The 19,029-nt window shown below is 62.4% G+C and carries 19 protein-coding genes; 5 read left to right on the forward strand and 14 right to left on the reverse strand.

Annotation, left to right across the window (positions count from 1 at the left end; translation table 11 throughout):
- The 3 genes from ETO60_RS08940 to ETO60_RS08950 form a co-directional block, all read left to right on the forward strand.
- A partial coding sequence (locus tag ETO60_RS08940) for a polynucleotide kinase-phosphatase (protein WP_130004906.1) occupies positions 1-2,081 on the forward strand: 2,081 nt, incomplete at its 5' end.
- Positions 2,082-2,179: 98 nt separating this feature from the next.
- Entirely contained in the window at positions 2,180-4,156 is a 1,977-nt protein-coding gene (locus ETO60_RS08945; protein WP_130004908.1) for an ATP-binding protein, read from the forward strand.
- A gap of 16 nt (positions 4,157-4,172) precedes the next feature.
- Positions 4,173-4,856 carry an acyl carrier protein gene (locus ETO60_RS08950; RefSeq protein WP_130004910.1) on the forward strand — a complete coding sequence of 228 codons (684 nt, stop codon included), beginning with the start codon at positions 4,173-4,175 and terminating at the stop codon, positions 4,854-4,856.
- A 57-nt stretch (positions 4,857-4,913) separates the two neighbouring features.
- Here ETO60_RS08950 and ETO60_RS08955 read toward each other — a convergent pair whose 3' ends face one another.
- The 4 genes from ETO60_RS08955 to ETO60_RS08970 form a co-directional block, all read right to left on the reverse strand.
- A complete protein-coding gene (locus ETO60_RS08955) occupies positions 4,914-5,387 on the reverse strand; it encodes a hypothetical protein (RefSeq protein WP_234026415.1) in 474 nt (157 codons plus the stop codon).
- A gap of 23 nt (positions 5,388-5,410) precedes the next feature.
- Positions 5,411-6,787, reverse strand: a complete 1,377-nt coding sequence (locus ETO60_RS08960; RefSeq protein ID WP_130004912.1) for a DUF6438 domain-containing protein — start codon at positions 6,785-6,787, stop codon at positions 5,411-5,413.
- Positions 6,788-6,859: 72 nt separating this feature from the next.
- A complete protein-coding gene (locus ETO60_RS08965) occupies positions 6,860-8,062 on the reverse strand; it encodes a tyrosine-type recombinase/integrase (protein ID WP_130004914.1) in 1,203 nt (400 codons plus the stop codon).
- Positions 8,059-9,339: a site-specific integrase gene (locus tag ETO60_RS08970; protein WP_234026416.1), complete on the reverse strand. Its 1,281-nt coding sequence runs from the start codon at positions 9,337-9,339 to the stop codon at positions 8,059-8,061. The genes ETO60_RS08965 and ETO60_RS08970 overlap by 4 nt, the downstream gene beginning before the upstream one ends.
- Before the next feature lie 252 nt (positions 9,340-9,591).
- On the opposite strand from ETO60_RS08970, the gene ETO60_RS08975 reads away from it, so the two are divergent.
- Positions 9,592-9,807 (forward strand): hypothetical protein, encoded by a 216-nt coding sequence (locus ETO60_RS08975; protein WP_130004916.1) that lies wholly within the window; start codon positions 9,592-9,594, stop codon positions 9,805-9,807.
- A gap of 84 nt (positions 9,808-9,891) precedes the next feature.
- On the opposite strand, the gene ETO60_RS08980 is transcribed toward ETO60_RS08975, so the two are convergent.
- The gene (locus tag ETO60_RS08980; protein ID WP_130004918.1) at positions 9,892-10,128 is read right to left on the reverse strand and encodes a hypothetical protein; all 237 of its coding nucleotides are present in this window, start codon (positions 10,126-10,128) and stop codon (positions 9,892-9,894) included.
- A gap of 327 nt (positions 10,129-10,455) precedes the next feature.
- Here ETO60_RS08980 and ETO60_RS11305 point away from each other — a divergent pair, with 327 nt between their 5' ends.
- A complete protein-coding gene (locus ETO60_RS11305; RefSeq protein ID WP_199798867.1) occupies positions 10,456-10,686 on the forward strand; it encodes a DUF6437 family protein in 231 nt (76 codons plus the stop codon).
- Positions 10,687-10,798: 112 nt separating this feature from the next.
- Here the strand turns inward: ETO60_RS11305 and ETO60_RS08990 are convergent, their stop codons facing one another.
- The 9 genes from ETO60_RS08990 to ETO60_RS09030 all read right to left on the reverse strand — a co-directional run bounded on the left by ETO60_RS08990 (position 10,799) and on the right by ETO60_RS09030 (position 18,965).
- Positions 10,799-11,188 carry a single-stranded DNA-binding protein gene (locus tag ETO60_RS08990; protein ID WP_130004922.1) on the reverse strand — a complete coding sequence of 130 codons (390 nt, stop codon included), beginning with the start codon at positions 11,186-11,188 and terminating at the stop codon, positions 10,799-10,801.
- Between the two features lie 302 nt (positions 11,189-11,490).
- A complete protein-coding gene (locus tag ETO60_RS08995) occupies positions 11,491-11,919 on the reverse strand; it encodes a DUF6915 family protein (protein ID WP_234026417.1) in 429 nt (142 codons plus the stop codon).
- Between the two features lie 10 nt (positions 11,920-11,929).
- Positions 11,930-12,391: a DUF6878 family protein gene (locus ETO60_RS09000; protein WP_130004924.1), complete on the reverse strand. Its 462-nt coding sequence runs from the start codon at positions 12,389-12,391 to the stop codon at positions 11,930-11,932.
- A gap of 122 nt (positions 12,392-12,513) precedes the next feature.
- Entirely contained in the window at positions 12,514-13,467 is a 954-nt protein-coding gene (locus ETO60_RS09005; protein ID WP_130005067.1) for a DUF2493 domain-containing protein, read from the reverse strand.
- Positions 13,468-13,760: 293 nt separating this feature from the next.
- A complete protein-coding gene (locus ETO60_RS09010) occupies positions 13,761-14,180 on the reverse strand; it encodes a hypothetical protein (protein ID WP_130004926.1) in 420 nt (139 codons plus the stop codon).
- Positions 14,181-14,191: 11 nt separating this feature from the next.
- A complete protein-coding gene (locus ETO60_RS09015; protein WP_130004928.1) occupies positions 14,192-15,127 on the reverse strand; it encodes an ArdC family protein in 936 nt (311 codons plus the stop codon).
- 154 nt (positions 15,128-15,281) lie between these two features.
- Entirely contained in the window at positions 15,282-17,270 is a 1,989-nt protein-coding gene (locus ETO60_RS09020) for a ParB/RepB/Spo0J family partition protein (RefSeq protein WP_130004930.1), read from the reverse strand.
- Between the two features lie 155 nt (positions 17,271-17,425).
- Complete coding sequence (locus ETO60_RS09025; RefSeq protein WP_130004932.1) at positions 17,426-18,169, reverse strand: PGN_0703 family putative restriction endonuclease; 744 nt, start codon at positions 18,167-18,169, stop codon at positions 17,426-17,428.
- On the reverse strand, positions 18,162-18,965 hold the full coding sequence (locus ETO60_RS09030; protein WP_130004934.1) for a hypothetical protein: 804 nt from the start codon (positions 18,963-18,965) through the stop codon (positions 18,162-18,164). The genes ETO60_RS09025 and ETO60_RS09030 overlap by 8 nt, the downstream gene beginning before the upstream one ends.
- Positions 18,966-19,029 lie beyond the last annotated feature (64 nt).

The following is a 19,029-nucleotide window of genomic DNA, read 5'->3' on the forward strand; positions in this document are numbered from 1 at the left end:
GCCTCCGGCAATCCCGGGGCGGTTCAGTCGAGATAACGCGGACGCGCCTTTGGACTGACCGTCGTGAAGACTCAGGACCGTTCGACATTATCGGTGACGTGCACGGTTGTGCCGATGAACTCGAAACCATCTTGGACGAGCTTGGCTATCAAGTTTCGTGGGATGGCAAGGACGTCCATGTGACGCCACCTGAAGGTCGCAGGGCGATTTTCGTTGGTGACCTCGTTGATCGTGGACCGCGTTCACCTGACGTCCTGCGTATCGCGAAGCACATGGTGGACTCCGGCACTGCCTTGGCCGTGGTCGGAAACCACGATGACAAGCTGAAGCGCCATCTGTCTGGCCGCAACGTCAAGCCGACGCACGGGCTAGCCGAGACCATTGAGCAGCTTGGTAGCGAGCCGCCGGAGTTTTTGGCTGAGATGCGCGAGTGGCTCGACGGTCTTTTGAGCCACTACCTGCTGGACGATGGGAAGCTCGTCGTCGCCCATGCCGGTCTAAAGGAAGAAATGCAGGGCCGCGCCTCTGGCGCGATCCGCAGCTTCTGCATGTACGGCGAAACGACTGGCGAGGTCGACGAGTTTGGCCTTCCCGTCAGGTGGGACTGGGCATCCGAATACAAGGGTCGCGCCAAGGTCGTTTACGGTCACACACCTGTGCTCGAAGCGAACTGGGTCAACGGCACGATTTGTATCGACACCGGCTGCGTGTTCGGCGGCAAATTGACCGCTCTTCGCTACCCCGAACTTGAGCTGGTATCGGTCGACGCCGAGCAGACCTACTACGAGCCGATCAGGCCACTTGATGGTCCCGCGGCCGATACCGGGAGCACGCCTGCGCATCAGGTCAACATTGCCGACGTGCTTGGAAAGCAAGTCATCGAGACTGGCCTTTATGGTCATGTGACGGTGCGTGAAGACAACGCGGCTGCCGCTCTGGAGGTAATGACGCGGCACGCAGTCGATCCTCACTGGCTGATCCATCTGCCGCCGACCATGTCGCCAGCGGAAACGAGCGCACAGGAAGGGTGGCTAGAGCGGCCGGAAGAGGCCTTCGCCTATTACGGGTCGAAGGGTGCGCGAAACCTTGTGCTTGAAGAAAAGCACATGGGCTCTCGCGCGCTCTTTGTGCTGTCGAAGACCCAGGAAAGCGCAGCCAAGCGTTTTGGCGTTCACGATGGTTCGCGAGGGACCATCGTGACCCGAACCGGTCGGCGCTTTTTCAACGATGCCGAATTGGAGGCGTCGGTTCTGCACCGGGTGGACCAGGCGATGGAGAGTTCGGGCCTGTGGACTGAACTCGATACCGATTGGGTCCTGTGGGACTGTGAAATCATGCCTTGGAGCATGAAGGCCGGTGCGCTTGTGCGCGGCCAATACGCTTCAGTTGGCGCAGCCGCCAACTCTGGTTTGTCTGCTCTCGATGCCGCTTTGCAGGCTGCCATCGCACGTGGTGTGGATGTCAAAGACTTGGGCGCGCGAGTGTCCCAGCGCGTCGAAGACGCGGCGAGCTATCGCGAAGCATACAATCGGTATGTCCACCCGTTCGAGGGCATCGCAGACCTGAAGATCGCACCGTTTCATCTTTTGGCATCTGAGGGTCAGGTACATTCCGACAAAGATCATCTGTGGCACATGGGAATGGCTCACAGGCTGTGTGCGGCTGATACAAACCTGCTGCTTGCGACCGAATATAGAGCTCTCGATCTGGACGATCCTGTTCAGGTCAAAGAGGCAATCGACTGGTGGGAAGCCATGACTGCCAAGGGTGGCGAAGGCATGGTGGTCAAGCCGCTTGATTTCATCGCTCGCGGTCGGCGCGGTCTTCTGCAACCTGCCATCAAGTGTCGAGGGCGCGAATATCTGCGGATCATCTATGGCCCGCACTACGACCGACCAGGCAACATCGAGCGGCTGAAAAAACGAGGACTTGGCCAGAAGCGGTCAATGGCATTGCGCGAATTCGCGTTGGGGATCGAGGCGCTGAAACGTTTCGTCGACCACGCTCCGCTCACACGCGTGCACCAATGCGTATTCGGAGTGCTGGCGATGGAGAGCGAACCGGTCGATCCGAGGCTGTGATTGGTGTGCGCTTACTGCGGAATGCAGTGGCATAGCTTGCGCCTGCGGACCTCGAGCGCCAAACTGGCACGCAAACTACGGGGGGAACGATTCTAGATATGGCGACCGAGACTGACACGCTGGTCAAGCCAGACATGGTGGCGGTTCTCGAGCGCACACATGTGAGCAAAGACCTCCATGGCTTTCTGCTGCCAACCTTGGAGGCAGTGTCAAACGCCATGCATGGGATCGAGGCACGATTCCCAGATACCGCTCGGGATGATGGGAAGGTCGAGATTTCCATTGAGAACATCAACGACCCAAAGCGGATCTTGATCTCGGTCACGGACAATGGCGTTGGGCTCGATGACGAAAACTACACGTGGTTCAAGACACCGTTTTCCGGTCATAAGCTCAAACAGAAGGGACGTGGTTTTGGCCGCTTTATCGCGTTTAAGGTCTTCAACAGGGTTCTCTATTCGAGCCGATATGACTCTTTCCCAAAGGCGGCAAAACGCACCTTCCGTTTTGACATCAAGCGGGAAAACGAGCTCATCTTCCATGATGGGGAGCCTGATTTCAAGCACTTGGGCTTGCGTGTCGATTACGACGAACCACTGCCGGAATGGTCGGAGCTCGTAGCCGCTCTCGATCGCAACGATATTGCCGATCATATCGGTAGCCACTTCCTCCCACATTTCCTCTACAAGTGGCTTCCCGAGATCACGCTGCGCTTCGACGGCGGTGAACCGGAGAGCATCACCAGCCATTTCAAAGATGTTTTCGTTCAGTCGGAATCTGGAACTTTCGACTGTGTCATCGACGGGAAGACCGAGGCGATAGAGTATTCGCTGACAAAGGTTCCTCGCACGCGCTCGTTCAAAAATCACTGCCTCCTTTTCGCGGCCGGCGATCGGATCGTTGGTCACCCGAGAGACTTGACCAACTTGCTTGGCCAGTCGGCTTTTTCCGACGAGAATAACCAAGCCTATATCGTGATCGCCGTGGTTCGTTCGGCAGCCTTCGAAACCCGCCTCAACGATGCGCGGACTGGCATAAACATCTCGCCTGCGACAATTGAAGAGATCGTTGGGCAGGTTGGATCGGTCATTCAGTCGACCGAGAACGAGCAGATAATTAAAATCAAAAAGGCCCAGTCAAAGGAATTGCAGGCCGCCCTTCAAGAAAACCCGATTTTGAGGATCGGGCTGAAGGGGCGTTCAATCTCGGAATACGTTGCCGGAAAACCGAACAATTGGAAGGCTCAGGACTTCGTTTCCAATCTGGCCATCGAGCGGTATCGGGCATCGCGCGATCTGACCAAGGCGATCACAATTGCGGCGAACAATCCCGAAGATTATATGTCGAGGATCAAGGAGATCGTCGATAAGATCGATGAGAACAACAAGGAGGCCTTGGCCGAATATGTTGTCCATCGAAAGAAGGTGATTGAGCTCATCGAGGCGGCGAGAAAGTACGGTGCTTCGGGCACACACGCCCCCGAAGATACCATCCACGATCTCGTCTTCAGGCGGTTCTCCGACAACGTCGAGAGTGACTATTTCGAGCACAACCTCTGGCTGATCGACGATGCTCTCGCCTTCCTGCCCTATATATCGAGCGATCGCGCGATGCATGGGAAAGGCAGGAAGAAGGGAGACAAGATCCCGGACCTGGCCTTTTTCGACGAAAGCCTCGTGCTTGGCGATAATGACGGCACAACCATTACGATCGTGGAGTTCAAGAAGCCTAGCCGCGACGACTACCGATTTGGCGACATCAAGCATGACCCGGTTATGCAGGTGCTCAAAACCTTGGACGATGCGACTGCCGCGGGCGGCATAGCACGAACCGATGGCACTCACTTTGCTTTTTCCGGCGTGGTGCGCCGGTTTGGCTATATTATTGCGGACATAAAGCCTTCGCTTGCCAAGGTGCTCTCGCTGCACGACTTCAAGAATGACTGGAATCCGAGCATCTACGTTCGATATCGCGATAACGAACAGATTTTCATTCAGGCGATGGGCTATGACACGCTGATTGCCAACGCCAAGAAGCGTAATCAGGCGTTCTTCAGCGTCTTGTTCGGGGAATGAGCTCGATGGACAGCCAATGACTTCATCGCTCGGTCTTGCTGGTGATCTCGACGACGTCGATCTTATCGAAGACGTCGAGGAAGCCTTTGGCGTCCGTTTGGCGGACGACGAGATCGAGCGATGTTCAACGGTGGGGCAGCTCTTCGAACTCATCGAAGCCCGCCTCCCGGAAACGCCTAGCGGGCAGTCATGCGCGACCGCGATGTGCTTCTATCAGCTACGGCGGGCTTTGCAGCCGCACTCCGCAATCGCCCTGAAGCCGCAAACATCGATCTCAGCGCTGAGCGCTGTGCCTGTCCGGAAACTGCACCAAATCATCGAAACCGAATGCGGACTGCGTCCTCCACCGCAATACATCACCTTTTGGGGATGCCTGGCACTGCTGCTTGTTCTGGCGCTGCCACTCGGACTCTTCGCCATCGGTATGCCGTGGTGGGTTGCTCTTCCATCCGCCGCTCTCGGAATCGGGCTTTATCGGCGTGCACCAATCCAATTGCCCGATGAGGTCGAGACGTTCGGCGACCTGATCAGGATCGTTGCATCGCGGAGCATTGGGGCGTTTGCGGCACAAGGCGCACGCCTTGGGCCGACAGAAGCGTGGCAGTCATTTAGGGACGTGTTGTCAGATCACACGCAGCTTTCGAAAGATGAAATCGGGCCGGAGACGTTGTTGCTCGCGCCGAAGAAGGCAACAACGTAACACTTAAAAGGTGAGTGTCTCAGCGGTGGGTGATTTCGATATACGACCGGAAGCAAGTCATTCCCACGAGAACACCGTGCGCAAATTGCAGCCCTCTGGCGTCTCGCCTTCCTCGAACAGGCGCACCCGCTCAATTGCTTCGATCTGCTGCCGGGTGAAACGATTAGGAGAAGTGAAATAGGCGGCTCCATGCCGCCCGTTCCAGATGGCTATCTGATAGCGGCCATCCGTTCGTCGCTGGGCGAAACGGGCTGGCCGAACATCAGTTTGCTCGGAGACGATCCGACCTTTCGGACGGCTAGCCCAGCCGATTCCATTTACCTCAAGCGATCCGAAAGCTCCGTCCCAGCGGAAGCTGCCGCCGTGAATACCGCCTTGTAAGGTGGTCACCTTTTCACCTTCGAGTAGGTCTATGATCGGCGAGTAACCACAAAAGCGGCCAGGACCAGCCAAATCGCCGGCAGATACTGGCGCGGCGGCCGCACCAAGCGACGCTACAAGCAAAACGATAACTCGGATCTTTAAATTCACTAAGCATTCCCCGGACGATTGAACTATAGCCCAGCCCGATCAAGCATTTCGAGAACTCTCGGCCATTTCTGGTACTCGCTCCATCCTCTCAGGGTTTTCCCATCTGCAGGCCTGATGGCCTTCAGGTCTGCCCCGCGAGAAATTAGGAGAAGGGCAACGTCTTCATCCGAAATGTTGAAGAGAAGATGCTCTCCCTCATTGTCTTTGAAGTTCGGATCCGCCCCAGCGTCCAGTAGCATTCTCGCTACTCCGACATCACTTACTTGCCACAAGACGCTATCGCAGTAGCCGTTCTGGCAATGCTCGATGCTAGCTCCGGCAGCTAGGAGTTGCCGGACAACTGCCCTACGATCAGCGGCAGGATGATTGTCATCGTTGCTCATCAATCCGTTGGCCGCTTCGAAAAGCGGTGGGTCGGTTGGAAAGCGACTATTCTCATCTCCGTTGGGGTTTGCACCCAAGCGAAGCATTTCGCCAACGATTTGAGGGTCCGCGTTTGAAGCCGCGCTCGATAGAAGCTTTGTTGCAAAAGCTCCGTCAATCTGACGTGATCGTGGCGATTGATGCAATGCTCCAAACGCTGCGTGATTGTCAGAATCGACAGCCTGCAGCATCGCGCTCTTCCATTGCGCTTCGTCTGCTATCCCTCCGTTGGCAATAAGCCATCTAATCGAGTCGTTATGTCCTTCGTAGATCGCTGTCCTCAATGGGCTAGGTCCTTCCGCCAGAAAAACGGGAGCACCCAAATCCTTCAAGCGCTGCATAGTCACCACGTCGTCACGCTCCGCGGCGGCGTCCATAAGTTCGAGCCCCAGAACGCTAGCGAAGTCAGCGCCCTCTTTTTGGAGCAACGGGATGACCTGTGGTGTGCCCTTGATCCAGCGATCAGTTCCTGCCGCCGCATCAATTGCATTTTGGATCGCCGTCAATGACTCGGGCATCCCCGCTTCCTTGCCGACATAATCGACGACGGTTTTCCGCCCATTGCCCGTATCAATGGTCACCACATACGTCGGATTGTCGGTAACCTCCGCCCGATACTCATCGCGAAGGGAGAAGAATCTCGCTTGCTCGAATTGCGCCAAGAGTTGGTCGATCACCTGCGGCTCTACCGTCGTATGGTGAGTGCCAGGAACTCGAACTCCAGTCTCTGTCGAGAAGGCGCGATGCACATTCGCGACATCATCACGGTTCAAGTACGGTGTGGTCTCAAAGACCACGCGACCATTCCCTGCGATCGTAACTTTGTAATCCGGACATGACCCGAAACATGCAGTTCGCTGTAAGCTGATCTCCAGCTTATCGCGATCGACCTTAGGAAATGAAGCGCCAAGATATTGGCAGGAGGCCAGCAAAAACAAACAGAGAACCAATGCTGGTCGGGCAACATATGCGCGCAATCATTTTCTCCCGACCGTTTAGGTTCGCAACTCACAATAGCCTACTGTTTCAGTCCATCAAACTGGCTTCGCCTATTGTCCTTGCAACAGCCTATCGACGGCATCGCCAATCTGCTGGGCCGCGTCTAGCAGATGGTCATCATCCAGGTGAGCGTAACGAGCCGTGGATTGATGGTTCGCATGACCGAGCAGCCTCCCGATCATGGGCAACGTTTCCTTGTTCATGGCGGCGTGACTGGCGAAGGTGTGTCGCAGGTCATGGATGCGGACATGGCCGAGACCTGCGCGTTCGCGGATGCCTTTCCAAGCCCAGGCCACATCGCGCATTTGCCGCCGGTAGCGGTAGTTCCAGAACAGCCAAGGCAGTTTTTTGTGGCGCGGAATGTCGGCGATCACCTCGCGCGCGGCGGAGCCGAGCCAGACGGTGCGCGGGCCAGTCTTGCTATCGCGAAGGTTCAGCCGATTTCCTTTCACATCGCCCCAGTGCAAATTGAGTATTTCGCCCCGGCGACAGCCGGTCAGCAGCAGCAAGGTGATTGCCGCGCCTTCACAGCGGGCGGTCAGATCGTCGCTCTCCCGTAGCTTCGCAAGCTCGATGCCGACGCGCCCCAGCTCTTCAACCGTCAAAAACCGCTCGCACTGGCGTTTGCGGTTCGGTCGGATCGACCGGCACGGGTTGGTATTCTCCAATCGATATCCCCACGCCTCAGCCTTGTTGAGCATGTGCTTGAGGATTTCGAGGGTCCGATTGGCAGCACCCGGACCGGTGCGGTTGTTAAGCTCGGCAAACCACTTGGTCACATGTTCTTCGTTGACCTCGTCGATGAAGACGCCCTTGAAAGCGTCGTCGAGGTAGAGCCGCCGGTAGCGCGTGTGTGAATCGAGCGTTGAGGCTTTCCAGCGTGGCGACCAGCGGGTCCAGTATTCGTCAAGAAAATCGTCAAACCTCGGCGCGGATCGAATGCGTTTGCGATCCGTGGCCGGATCGCGTCCGACCTGCGCGTAGGCAATAACGCGGCGCGCGACCATTTGCGCCTGATGGCGCGTGAGGACCGAAGCCGGGCCGATAGTCACGGTGCGCAGCCTGCCGCCCATCCGGGTCTGGACGATGTAGACGTTCCGTCCGCTGGGATAGTGACGGATGCCGAAGCCGTGCTCGATCCCGAGCCAGGTCGTCGTCCGTGCCTTGCCCTTGGGAACGAGCCTGAAGTTTACCGATGCGCCAACCTCGGCCAGCGCCTCTTCGACAATGCGCTTGAGGCTGGCAGCGGTCATGGCCGCAGTCCGATCGCCTGTGCCAGCGAGCCGGAAATGCGTTCGGCGGCATCGCCGATCACGTCATCGGACAGATGCGCGTACTTCGCTGTTGTTTCCGGCAAGACGTGGCCAAGCAGCTTGCCGATGGTGGCCAGCGGCACATTGTCCATGATCGCGGTCGAAGCGAAGCTGTGCCGCAGATCGTGGACGCGCAAATCGGGCATCGCGCAGCGTCGGCGCAGACTATACCACCACGGCTCGATGTTGACCGGGTGCTTGCCCCTTGAGTTGACTAACACCAGCGCGTCGTCTTCACGGCGCTCAAATCCTGCCAGTACCTCCAGCGCCTGTGAGTTGAGCCAAATGACTTTTGGTCCGGTCTTGCTGTCGGGCACCACGAGCCGGGGCGGTTTCACCATTCCCCATCGAAGAAACCTGATCTCGCCCAACCGCGCGCCGGTGAACATCAGCAGCCGAACCATCGCAACCGGTATGGGATGCTCAGCCTCAGCCTCGCGCAAGGCCGCGCCCAGGCGGCGATACTCGGCGGGCGTAAGGTATCGCTCCATCTTCGGGCGCTTGAAGCGCGGCATTCCTCGGCAAGGATTTGATCCCTTGCGCCGCATCCGCAGCGCCTCGGCGTATTTCATGAGGGAGGCGAGAACCGGCACGGCGCGGTTGAAGCTCGTTTCGCCTGCCCCGGAGCAACCGTCACGCCAGCGGTGGATGTCGGCGGGCATGATGTCCGCCACCCGCATCGCGCCAAATTCCGGCTCGATGGAAAGCCGCCACGCATTCCGGTTGCGCTTGATCGTCGAAGGCTTCCAGACCCGCGACAGGTCGTCCCAATAGGTTTCGACGAAATCGGAAAGCGTTGGCGTGGCTTTGACCACGGCACGCTTGGGCAGACCGTCCAGCGCCACCTCGGCAAGAATGCGCCGCGCTTGTGCCCTTGCTACGGCAGCGTCGAGCTCATCGGTTCGGCCAAGCGAAATCCGGCGATGCTTGCCCCGATGTCGTACGCGGACAAACCAGAAGTAGTTGCCGCTTGGCCTGACACGCAGGCCGAACCCGGCAAGCTCGGTATCCCAGATGCAGTATTCGGTCTCGCGAAGCGGCAGCTTGCGCCGCGCGAAATTGCCATCGAGCAGTGCCCGGCGCCCGGGCTTTCGCCGCCTGGGGACCATATGGCAATCGTCACTAGCAAAACTGCCCTCAAAAGTCGCGGAATTCCCGTCATTTGCGGGGACCGGATGGCCTTCAACAGCATGCCTGCTGCCGAGCACTTCCAGCATCTCACGCACTGATTTTACAGCATTTTTTCCCATACCATGGCAGTCTTACTGCGTACGGTGTGCCCCCCTGTCCCCAACTTAGCAGGCTGGAACCAGTGTGTTGGCCTGAAGCGGACCGGGCGGACTTGCTCCCGCTTACCAGAGGCGCGCGAGCGGGCAAACCGCTGCCCCTTGAGGAGGCGAGCGCTGTGGGAATAGTGCAGTCCAGCAGGTAAGATCGCGCGCAGGAAACCCCCGGCAAAGGAGTGCGGGATGGCCAGCGTAACCTTGAGCGCGACGCCGAAGGGAAACGGCTACCAGGCGACCGTCACCTATCCGGACGGCGTTGCGATCAGCTCGGCCGAGGCCTTTCCGACCCAGGCGGAGGCGATCTCGGCGGCGGCGCTCAGGCTGCTCGATATGCCCGAGCGCCTCGAGCGGATCGATGCCCCGGAAGATGCTTCGAAGGACACCAAGAGAGCCCCCTGAGTGCCTTTATGGCGTAGTGCAAAGGGAGCCGAGCAAAAAGGAAGGAGGAAGCCCTGGACGGACTTCCTCCTCTCGAAAGCGGCATCAGAATTCGTCGGTCAGTTTGGTCGGCACGGTGTCGACGACCCGGTCCAGCATCGTCTTGGGCAGCGCGCCATAGTCGCCCTCGTCGACCGCTATGTAGCCGGTCTCGTCGTCGGTCAGGACATACTGGGTGAAGTAGCTGTGAAAGGACCTGGCATGGGCCCGGTCAAGGGCAGCAACGAAGGCTACCTGATCGGCCTGGTATCCGGCACGGGCAATGTTCGATGAAGCGTACATGACTGTCCTCCTGATGTTCGATGCGTCGCATCAGGAGATTCGCGATGTGGGTGACGGGCCGGGTCAGGGACCGCGAGGAACACGCGGCCGCGAAGCGGCGATGGGGGAAACGATTTTTGTCGGGGCTCGCCCCGGCAAAAATGGTGGGGCCCCGTCGTCCTTGACGCGGCCCCCAAGCCCGCATCACACTTGAAAACTCTGCGAGAGAGACCTCTCCCCACGGTTGCGGGTGTGCATTCGCCCGCCTCACAAACCGTTTTCCTACACGCCGCGACAATGGCAGAATCGGTTCTGGAGGGGACCAACGGCCAGCGAAAGGTACGACACATGGCCAGGTCCAAACCGAGCGCTCGGGATGCGCTCAAGAAGCTGCGCGAACAGCGCGAAGAGCTCGATACCCGTGAAGCCCGGCTCCGCGAGGAAGCTGCCGCCGAACTCGGCAAGCTGCTCGTCGAATGCGGCGCGGAGACGATCGAGCCGGCGCAGCTGCGCCAGCTCGTCCGCGCATCGATGGCGCTCGGGATCGACGAGACGCTGAAGCGCATCGCTCCCACCTGATGGGCAGACGCGGCGGTGCGTGGGTTCGATGCCCCGCACCGCCGTGCAGTCAGGCGAAAGAAAAGGCCCCGATGGCCTGTGCCACCGGGGCCTTGTCGCGGGATCGGGACAATCAGTCCTCGTCGATGTCGGGCGCGCCCTCGTTGGCGCTCGAACGGCCCTTGGAGAGGAAGTCCACCTTGTCGGCGATGATCTCGCAGCCGTAGCGCTTGACCCCGTCCTTGTCGTCCCACGAGGTGTAGTGAATCCGACCCTCAACGGTCACCAGCTGGCCCTTGGTGCAATACTTGGCGACGTTCTGGCCGAGCCCGTTGAAGCAGGTGACGCGATGGAACTCGCTCTCCTTGGCGGTGTAGCCGTTCTCGTCCTTGTAGGTCTTGCCGTCCTTCCTGGCCGGACGGTCGGTCACCACCGAGATCGAGGTGATGCTGGTTCCGCCGTTGGTGGTGCGGGTTTCGGGATCGCGGGCGATGCGGCCGACGAGGATAACGAGGTTGGTCATGGGTCTTCTCCTGATCGAGCAATCCGGGTCCATCCCGGCTGCAAACCCGAGCAGAAGCGGCCCACGGCGAAGCGCACCGAAGGGGAACCTGGAGACGGTTCGGGTGGTGCGGGCAGCCGGGCGCATGCCCGGCAACACGGCCGGACCGGATCCGGGTTGCGCGCCTCGACGGGGCTGCTTCAGGGACAGGTTTGCTTGAGAGCCGGGTTGGTCGCGGATGCCTTCGACAGGACCGCCATGCCCGTTCCGTTTCGACCGGCCGACACCCGTTCGCCCATATCTGCAACCGCCGCGGAGCAGCTTCAAATCGCGATGCGAGACCGGCCGCCCACGGAAGAAGGGCCGCTGGATGGGACGACGTCACCGCGAGCCGCACGATCGCCTGACAGCTCGACGGGCTCGTCGAGACGATGCCCGCGAAGCATCCAGGCCTGGGGAGTGATGAGGCGCGCCCAGTCCGCGAACGAGGGGATCGATCCCAGGTCCTCACGCACGTGCTGCTCGCCGACAAGGCGCACCGGGACCGACCGACCGTCGGCGTTGACGATGGTCGCTCCGAACAGCGTTTCGAACATGAATATCCCCTCGGCATGGTGCCGCAGCGCGCGGTGCCTGGGGTCGGCGAGGATCGCTTTCGACTGGTCGAACCATTGGTGCAGCGGGAGATAATCCTCCACGTTGCCGCCCCATTTCCGCACCGAGGAAAGCGCGTGGTAATAGCAATGCGCCATCTCCCTTCTCCTAAAGCTCTGTCGAGTGATCGTCGGTGGCGGTGAAGCGCAGGCTGCAATCGAGCGTGAAGCTCGCCTCAGCCACATCGATGACGAGTTGGCCGTACGCGCCATCGTTGAGCTCCCAACCGGGATGGTGGCGTTCGAGCGCGAGATAGCCGAGCGATTCAAGCGCCGCCGTCAGCGATTGCGCCTCGGCTTCCGCGTTATCCTCCGAGGCCTCCGGACGGAACGGTTCCACAGCAGCGTCGGGACAAGCAACCGAAGCGTTGGCGGGATCGTAGCAGGCGCATTCCTCGACAGCGCCGCTGTCGCCATACCCGTCGAAGCGGACTTCGACGCGGGCGATTCCCGCCGTCCGCAACGGGGGGATGACGACGGCCTTGAGATGCTGGATCTCGCTCTGCGCCCGGGCGTCACGCTCGGCCTGGCGAACCGCGAACTCGGCGATCGCGGCTTGGAAATCTTTCATGGGAAGTTCTCCTGTACTGCCGGCTGGACGTCCGCTGCCCAGCCCGCATAGGCAGCCGATGCCTCCCCTCTGGTGCAGCTGCGCCAGCGCCGAGTTGGCGCTGGCGCGAAGGCGCGCGCGCCTTACTCGGCGGCGACCGCCGTGCTGCGCGGGCATGTCCCGAGCGGGCCCCGCCGATCGACGACGGTGATCCGCCGGGCCTTGGCTTCGATGACCAGCCGCTCGAGGACGCCGTTGCCGGGAAACGCGACCACGTATCGCGGATCGAGCGAGAGCATGCGCTCGTTGCGCTTGAAGCCGGCGCGCGCGCCGAGCCGCATGTCGAGCGAGAACGTCACCTGCGGCACCTGCCGCCGCTCGGCCCAGGACGAAGCGAGCCGGTCAACGCCCTTGCTGTCGCCGCCGTGGATCAGGACCATGTCGGGCACACGGTCGCGAACCTTGTCCAGCGTGGCCCAGACGTTGTTGGCGAACGCGAGCGCGTCCGCTTCCGTCGCATGGCGGGTACGCCCGCCGGCAAAGATCACCGGCGTCCCTTCCGGCATTGCAGCGCGCCGCTTGGCTTCGGCGCGGGCGCGCAGGAAGTCGCGTCCCTCGACCAGGGCGGAGGTCAGCATCGCGCTGTGATTGAAGCGCGAGCTCGAAACGGGCTTCCACGAAGAGCCGAACTCATTGAGGTAGAGCGCCGCGGCGACCTCGCGCATTTCCTCGAGCGCCAGCATCGCCGCCTCGGCGCATTGCGCCCGCTCGACCTGGGTCTCGAGTTCGTGCGTCTGGACTTCGGAACCGTCGGCGGTGGCGATGAGCGCCCGGACCTCGTCGGTGGCGCGGTCGAGCGCCGTCGACTTGCGGGTCGCGGACCGGTGAAAGATGTTGACGAAGGCCCAGCCGAGATCCTCGGCGTCGGCCTCGAGCGCGGTTCCCGAGATCATGGCAAAGAGATCGGACCAGACTGCTTCGAGCGTCTGCACGACCGCTTCGCGAAGCGGAAAATCGTCGGAAGAGACCGGCGCGGGACCGATCGAAAAGCCGGAAAGGTCGAGCCCGGCGAGCTGGTCTGCGAATGAGCTGTGCATCTTGTCCTCCTGACTGTTGGCGCTGCCAGGGAAGGCCGTCATGGCCGCGGCAGCGAGAGCCCGTCAGGGCCAGCTTCAAGGCCGGGCTCCGCACCCGGAGGGGAAACCCGCATCGTCAGGCTGGCGCGGGCGGGCCCGGGCCCGCAGGGACCGGGCCAACACGGGCCTGGCGAGGCCGGGTTGCGGACCCGGCCGGCTGGCCCAGGGCCTCTCTCGCGTGGCGCGTGCCACGACCGGAGGAAGCAGGCGCCGTGACGGAAAGGGGCAGGGGCGTCGCTTTTCCCGCCCCGGGGTCAGGCACGCTTGCGATAGACGGCTTCACCGTTGGACATGCGTCCGAGGCAGTCGTAGTCGCCGAACAGGTGGTCGAAGCGGCTGGCGATCTGGCGGAGCCAGCGTTGTGCTCGCGGCGACCGGGCAGTCCTGCAGTCGGCATCCCAATAGGCGCCGTCGTCGCGCTCGGCGATCCACACCGCGACGAGGCCGCCGTAGATCGAGACGCCGAAGTCGGCATAGGCGTTGCGCAGCAGGATCCGATCCTCGCGGCCCCGCCAGCCGTCGTGCTGCAGGAGCGAGGGGAAGGCGGCCGCCGCGCGCTCCATGAGGTCATCGCGCAGCCATTTGTATTCGAACTCCCAATCCTCGTCGCGCTCGACCTCAAGGACGGTGAAGGCGACAATGGCGCCGCTGGGATAACTTACCGATCGGCTCATGGCGTCCTCCCTCAGGCGGCCAGCGCGTCGTCGCCGGGCTCTTCGGCCACGGCGGTCTCACGGCCGCCGAGCTTCAGGAGAAGGCTCGACGCTTCCTCGGCCCGGGCCGCGGCGGTCAGGACCGCACGGTCGTCGTCCCTGAGCAGCTTCAGCCAGTGGTCGATGTAGCTTGCGTGGCTGTCGAGATGGGCCACGGGAAGACCGAGTTCCGCCCCGAGCATGGCGCTCGATAGCTCCGCGACGAGCTCTTCGGCCGCATAGGCGGCCGAGCCGAAGCGGTTCCTGAGGTCCCGCCCGAGGCGGCTCGAATGACCCGTCCAGTGCGAGAGCTCATGGGCGAGCGTCGCGTAATAGTGGTCGAAACCGGAAAAGAGGTGCGGCGGCGGCATCGTGATGCGATCCGCGACGGGCTCGTAGTAGGCCCCGTCTCCCTGGTGCCGGAGTGCCGCCGGTATGCGTGCGAAGAAGGCGTCGAGTTCGCGCTTGCGCCCTTCCGGCTCGACGATTTCGATAGCCGCGGCCGGATGAAAGCGAGCGGGCAGGCCGTCGACCTGATCGGCGTTGAAGACCGGATAAGCCTTGAGGAGGCGCCGTGTCTCCACCCCCGGTTCGCCGGATTCAGCGGATTCAACCTCCCGGACGTAGCTCTTGTAGAAGATGGCGATGGTGGATTTCTCGCCCTTGCGGACCTGGCCGCCGAGCTTGTTCGCTTGGTTGAAGGTCATCCAGAAGGGCGAGGCGTAGCCGCACATGTCGGCGACCATCCACAGCCAGAACACGTTCATGCCGCGATAAGGCGTGCCGCAGGCGCGCAGCGGACGCGAGACCGGCAGCCCGCGCCAGGGCTTGATCCAGGGCCGGGTGCCAGCCTCGAGCCGGGCAATGATCTCCTGGGTGATGCGGGCGGCGGGGGACTGCCCGCCAGACTGGGACTTGCGAAAGGCCATGATGGGTCTCCTGATCCGGCCGGCCGGCGCGTTCGCCGCCGGCGCCGCTGACCCCCGCGCCTCCTCTTCTCTCGGCCCAAGCAAGAAGCGGCCCCCTGCGGGGGGCGCAGGGGACCGCTTCGCCGGAGCGAGTGGACTGCCTGTCAGGAGGAGGTCAGGCAGCCAGCTCGTGCGGGGTCTGGTTGGCGTCGCTGGCTCCCGAGTCATCGTCGGCGAGTGGCGACTCTGCCTCGGGCTCGCCAGAGGAAGAAGACGGGAAGCGCATGACCTCCGGCACCCAGGCAAGCGCACGCTCGCGCACCTCCGCCTCGGTGATGTAGGTCCCCGCAAAGACGCGCTCGGCGCTCGCCGCGAGATCGGCCTTCTTGACCGAGGCGAAGCGCGCGGAGAGCTCGGCCCCGCCGACATCGGCCAGCGCGTCGAGGATCACCTGTTTCGACACCCGGTCGAAGTAATTGGCGGCGGTGGGCCGCCACCACTGGGCAGTGTCGATCCCGATCAGGGAGCCGAGATGGTCCTGGAAGGCAATCCGCCGTTCCCCGGCCATATTGAGGCTCGCCTCGAGCGTGCGCGCGATGACGAAGCCGAGCCACGCGCCCCGGTCTTCCTCCGACAGCAGCCGGAACGCGTCGAAGCGTGCCGCGGCGTCCTCGCCGGAGCGCCAGCTCTCGTCGAGTCCGGTCCGGAGCTCGGCAAGCGCGGCGGTCGCGGGTGCATCCTTGGCCTCGAACCCGACGATCGGACCGGCCGGCGCGCTGCCCCGCAGCGTCGTTGCCGACCGCGAACGCCAGTCGTGCGTGTCGGCATCGGCGAGCGTGAACACCAGGAAGTCGAGTGCAAGGCCGGGGTCGGAAGCCACATGGAGCGCAAGCACGTCGCGGCGCTGCATCGCGAGCTCGTCGACGAGCCGCTTCGACAGGGCCGACCGGCGTCGGCCTTCGCTGCCATCCCCGGCGACGACTTCGATCTCGTCGTCCCCCGCTTCTGCTTCGTCCTTGTGCTCGCCGTAGAACACCGGCTGGAGAACCGGGGTGCCGTCGCGCGAAAGCGTCAGGATCATTCCCGCCTCCGCCTTGAGTTCCGGCGCGAGCACGGGCGGCCGATTGCGGATGTCCTGGCACTCGCGCTCGATCGCCTCGATCGCCGCTTCGGCAGCCGCCACGACCTCCTCGGCGCTCTCCTCGTCTTCGAGGACCGCGGCGTGCTCGTCGTAGGAGGCGTCGAGCTCGTCGAGCCGGGCGATTTCCGCCTCGGTCAGCGGCGCAGGCTCTGCGGGGAGCCGCACGAGTCCGCCGACAAGGTCGTGGGTGGCGTAGGTGTCGAGGGTCGGCTTGACCCAGGCAAGCCCCTGCTCGGCGGCGACCGCGCTGGCGTGCTCTTCCATGCGCGCCTGGGCCAGGCTCTCGAGCAGGGCCACGTCCACCCAGGATTCGCTGTCGTCGTCATCGAACAGCTCGCGCTCGATGCGGCCGCCAGAGGCCAGATAGGCGTCGCGTCCGACGAGCCGGGCGCGCGGATCGCTGCCCCGGACCGTGCCCGACAGCACCATGCGCCGGATGCTGTCTGGGCTGGGAGCGTAATAGGCCGAGGTGACCTGCTCGAACACGCGCGCCTGGATCTCCTGGTCCGAAGTCGCGCCGAAGGCCTTCGCCATATCAAGCGTGATCTCGCCGGAGGCGAGGGCCTCGAAGACGATCGGCGCGAGCCGGGCGAGGCGCAGCCGGCCTTCGACGAAGCGGACGGTGAGGCCGAAGCGCCGCGCCACGTCCTCGCTGGACGCGCCGCCTTCGACGAGCGAGGCAAAGGCCTGTGCCTCGTCGGCCGGGTTCATGGCAAGACGGTGGAAGTTTTCGGCGAGGCTGGTCTCGACGGCCACCTCGTCGGCATCCTCGATCACCAGGCAGGTGACGGCATGGTCGCGCGGGAGCGTCTTGTCCGCGACAAGCTCGAGCATCGCGCGGCGGCGGCGTTCGCCGGCCTCGACCTCGAACTTGCCCTTGGCGGCTGGCCGCACGATGAGATTCTGCAGAAGGCCGCGCGCGGCGATGCTGGCTTTGAGTTCGGCGTCTGCGACAGCATCGCTGTGGCGCCGGACATTGCGGGGCGACTGAACGAGCTTGTTCAGCGGGATCGTCTTGATCATCGGTCGTCTCCTGACTGCGAGCCGGGCACGTCGACCATCGACGGCCAAATGGCTCGCTCAGGGCAGAGCTCTCTCTCCTCTCCTTGGCTGGTTTGTCGGGCTGTGATCCGGACCTTCGTTCACTGGCGGCCAGCGCGTGGTGCTCACGCCCTCCGTCAGGGATTGAAGCGCTCCAGGAGTGCATCGGCATGGTGCCGGGCATCTCCCGATGCGGGCCAGTTAGCGAGCCACTCGCGGTAGCTCGCGCTGCGGAACTCGACCTCATCGCCATCCACAGCGGAGGCTAACGCCTCGATCTCTTTGCGATGGCGAGCGCGATCCTCGGCCGCGATCGCATGGCCAGAACGCTCGGTGGGCTCGGCGAACAGGTAAAACAGCAGTGGCCGCTTTTTTACACGGTCGGCGTCGGTCACGAGGCCGTATGCATGTTTGATGAGCTGCGCGGCGTCGAGGTGCCGAAAGCTTAGTTCGCCGGACCGCAATTTGTCCCGAACGATGCCGTAACCCCGCATGTGATCACCCCAAACCGGCCTGTCGTAGGCGGCCGACAGCGAGACCTGCTTTTTGTCGCGGAAGGGTTCGAAGCGTTTTGATTCTATCCCTATCAGGTGGGTCGAAGTGAGAATGACCGCGTCGAGCCACGGGTGGCGTCCGGCGGACCAGGGAAAGCGGGCACAGTATTCCACCTCGACGGACTCGGCGGGACCGGCGTGGGCTGCCCCCGGCAACAACGGACACCGCGAGGGCCGTTCAATGAACCAGCCGAACGCGTTGACCGCCAGTGCAGCCGAGCTTTCTTGGTGAGCGAGTTTGCCGGAAGCAACTTCGTTGCCTCCGGCCGCTGCGAGCCGATCGAGAACGTGCTGTCGAGGCACTCCGGGCAGGAAAAGATCATCCATGCCGGTTTCCGTCATGCAGCGGCCGCCGTTGCGAGAGCAGCTCCAGGAGCGTCGGGTCATCCGGCAAGGGCGGACGGGAAAGTTGAGGCGGGAGCACGTCAAAACCGAAGGACAAGCTGACACCGCATCGCTCCCCCAGCGAGCACACACCGTCGTTCAGCGAGGCCTCCAACGGCAGGAGATCGAAGGGGGCGTAGTATGGCGCGGGCGCCAGGACTCGAAAATCAACATGTTTGGCCTCGAGCAGTACGGACGAACGCGCCGGCGGGTCTGCGCGCGCCAGCAGCCACGCGCTGGCATAGCCCAACAGTTCCACCGCCGCGTAGAGCGGGGTATCGCTTGCGATCTTGAGTTCAATAAGCTGGAAGCGGCGCTCACCGCTCCGGTACGCCAGATCAAGGGCGCGTCTTCCGTCCGCCGCCCCGGAGATCAGGCCGGAGGCGACAGGAATCTGGTTGGCCCAGTCAATCCGTCCGCCCCGCACGCACGCTCCAGCGATTGCTCGCTCAAGGACCACTTCCGGGCTGCGGTTTCGTTCGCCTATCTGCGGCTGGAGGGCCCATCGCCAATTTTGCCCCGAGCGGTTCTTATTACTGGCAGCGCGACCGGTGCTCCAATTCGATGAAACGATCCGATGCACCAGCTCGGCCAGGTCGACGCCGGGGTCGAGCCTGAGCGATTGCAGAGCCGATCGATGACGCAGGCGCTTAATCCCGAGTGCATTGCAAGCTGCTGCCTCGACCCCGTCGATCAGGGATGTTGGAAGAAATGCGGCCGGTAGCGCTGATTGCGTCATCCTGAGAAGTTATGCACGCTGCAAGGCAGCAAGAAAACTCCGCGAACTCCTGCGCGCTCTGGTG

This window comes from Qipengyuania thermophila (genome assembly GCF_004153605.1).
In the GTDB taxonomy this organism is placed as follows: Bacteria; Pseudomonadota; Alphaproteobacteria; order Sphingomonadales; family Sphingomonadaceae; genus Qipengyuania_B; species Qipengyuania_B thermophila.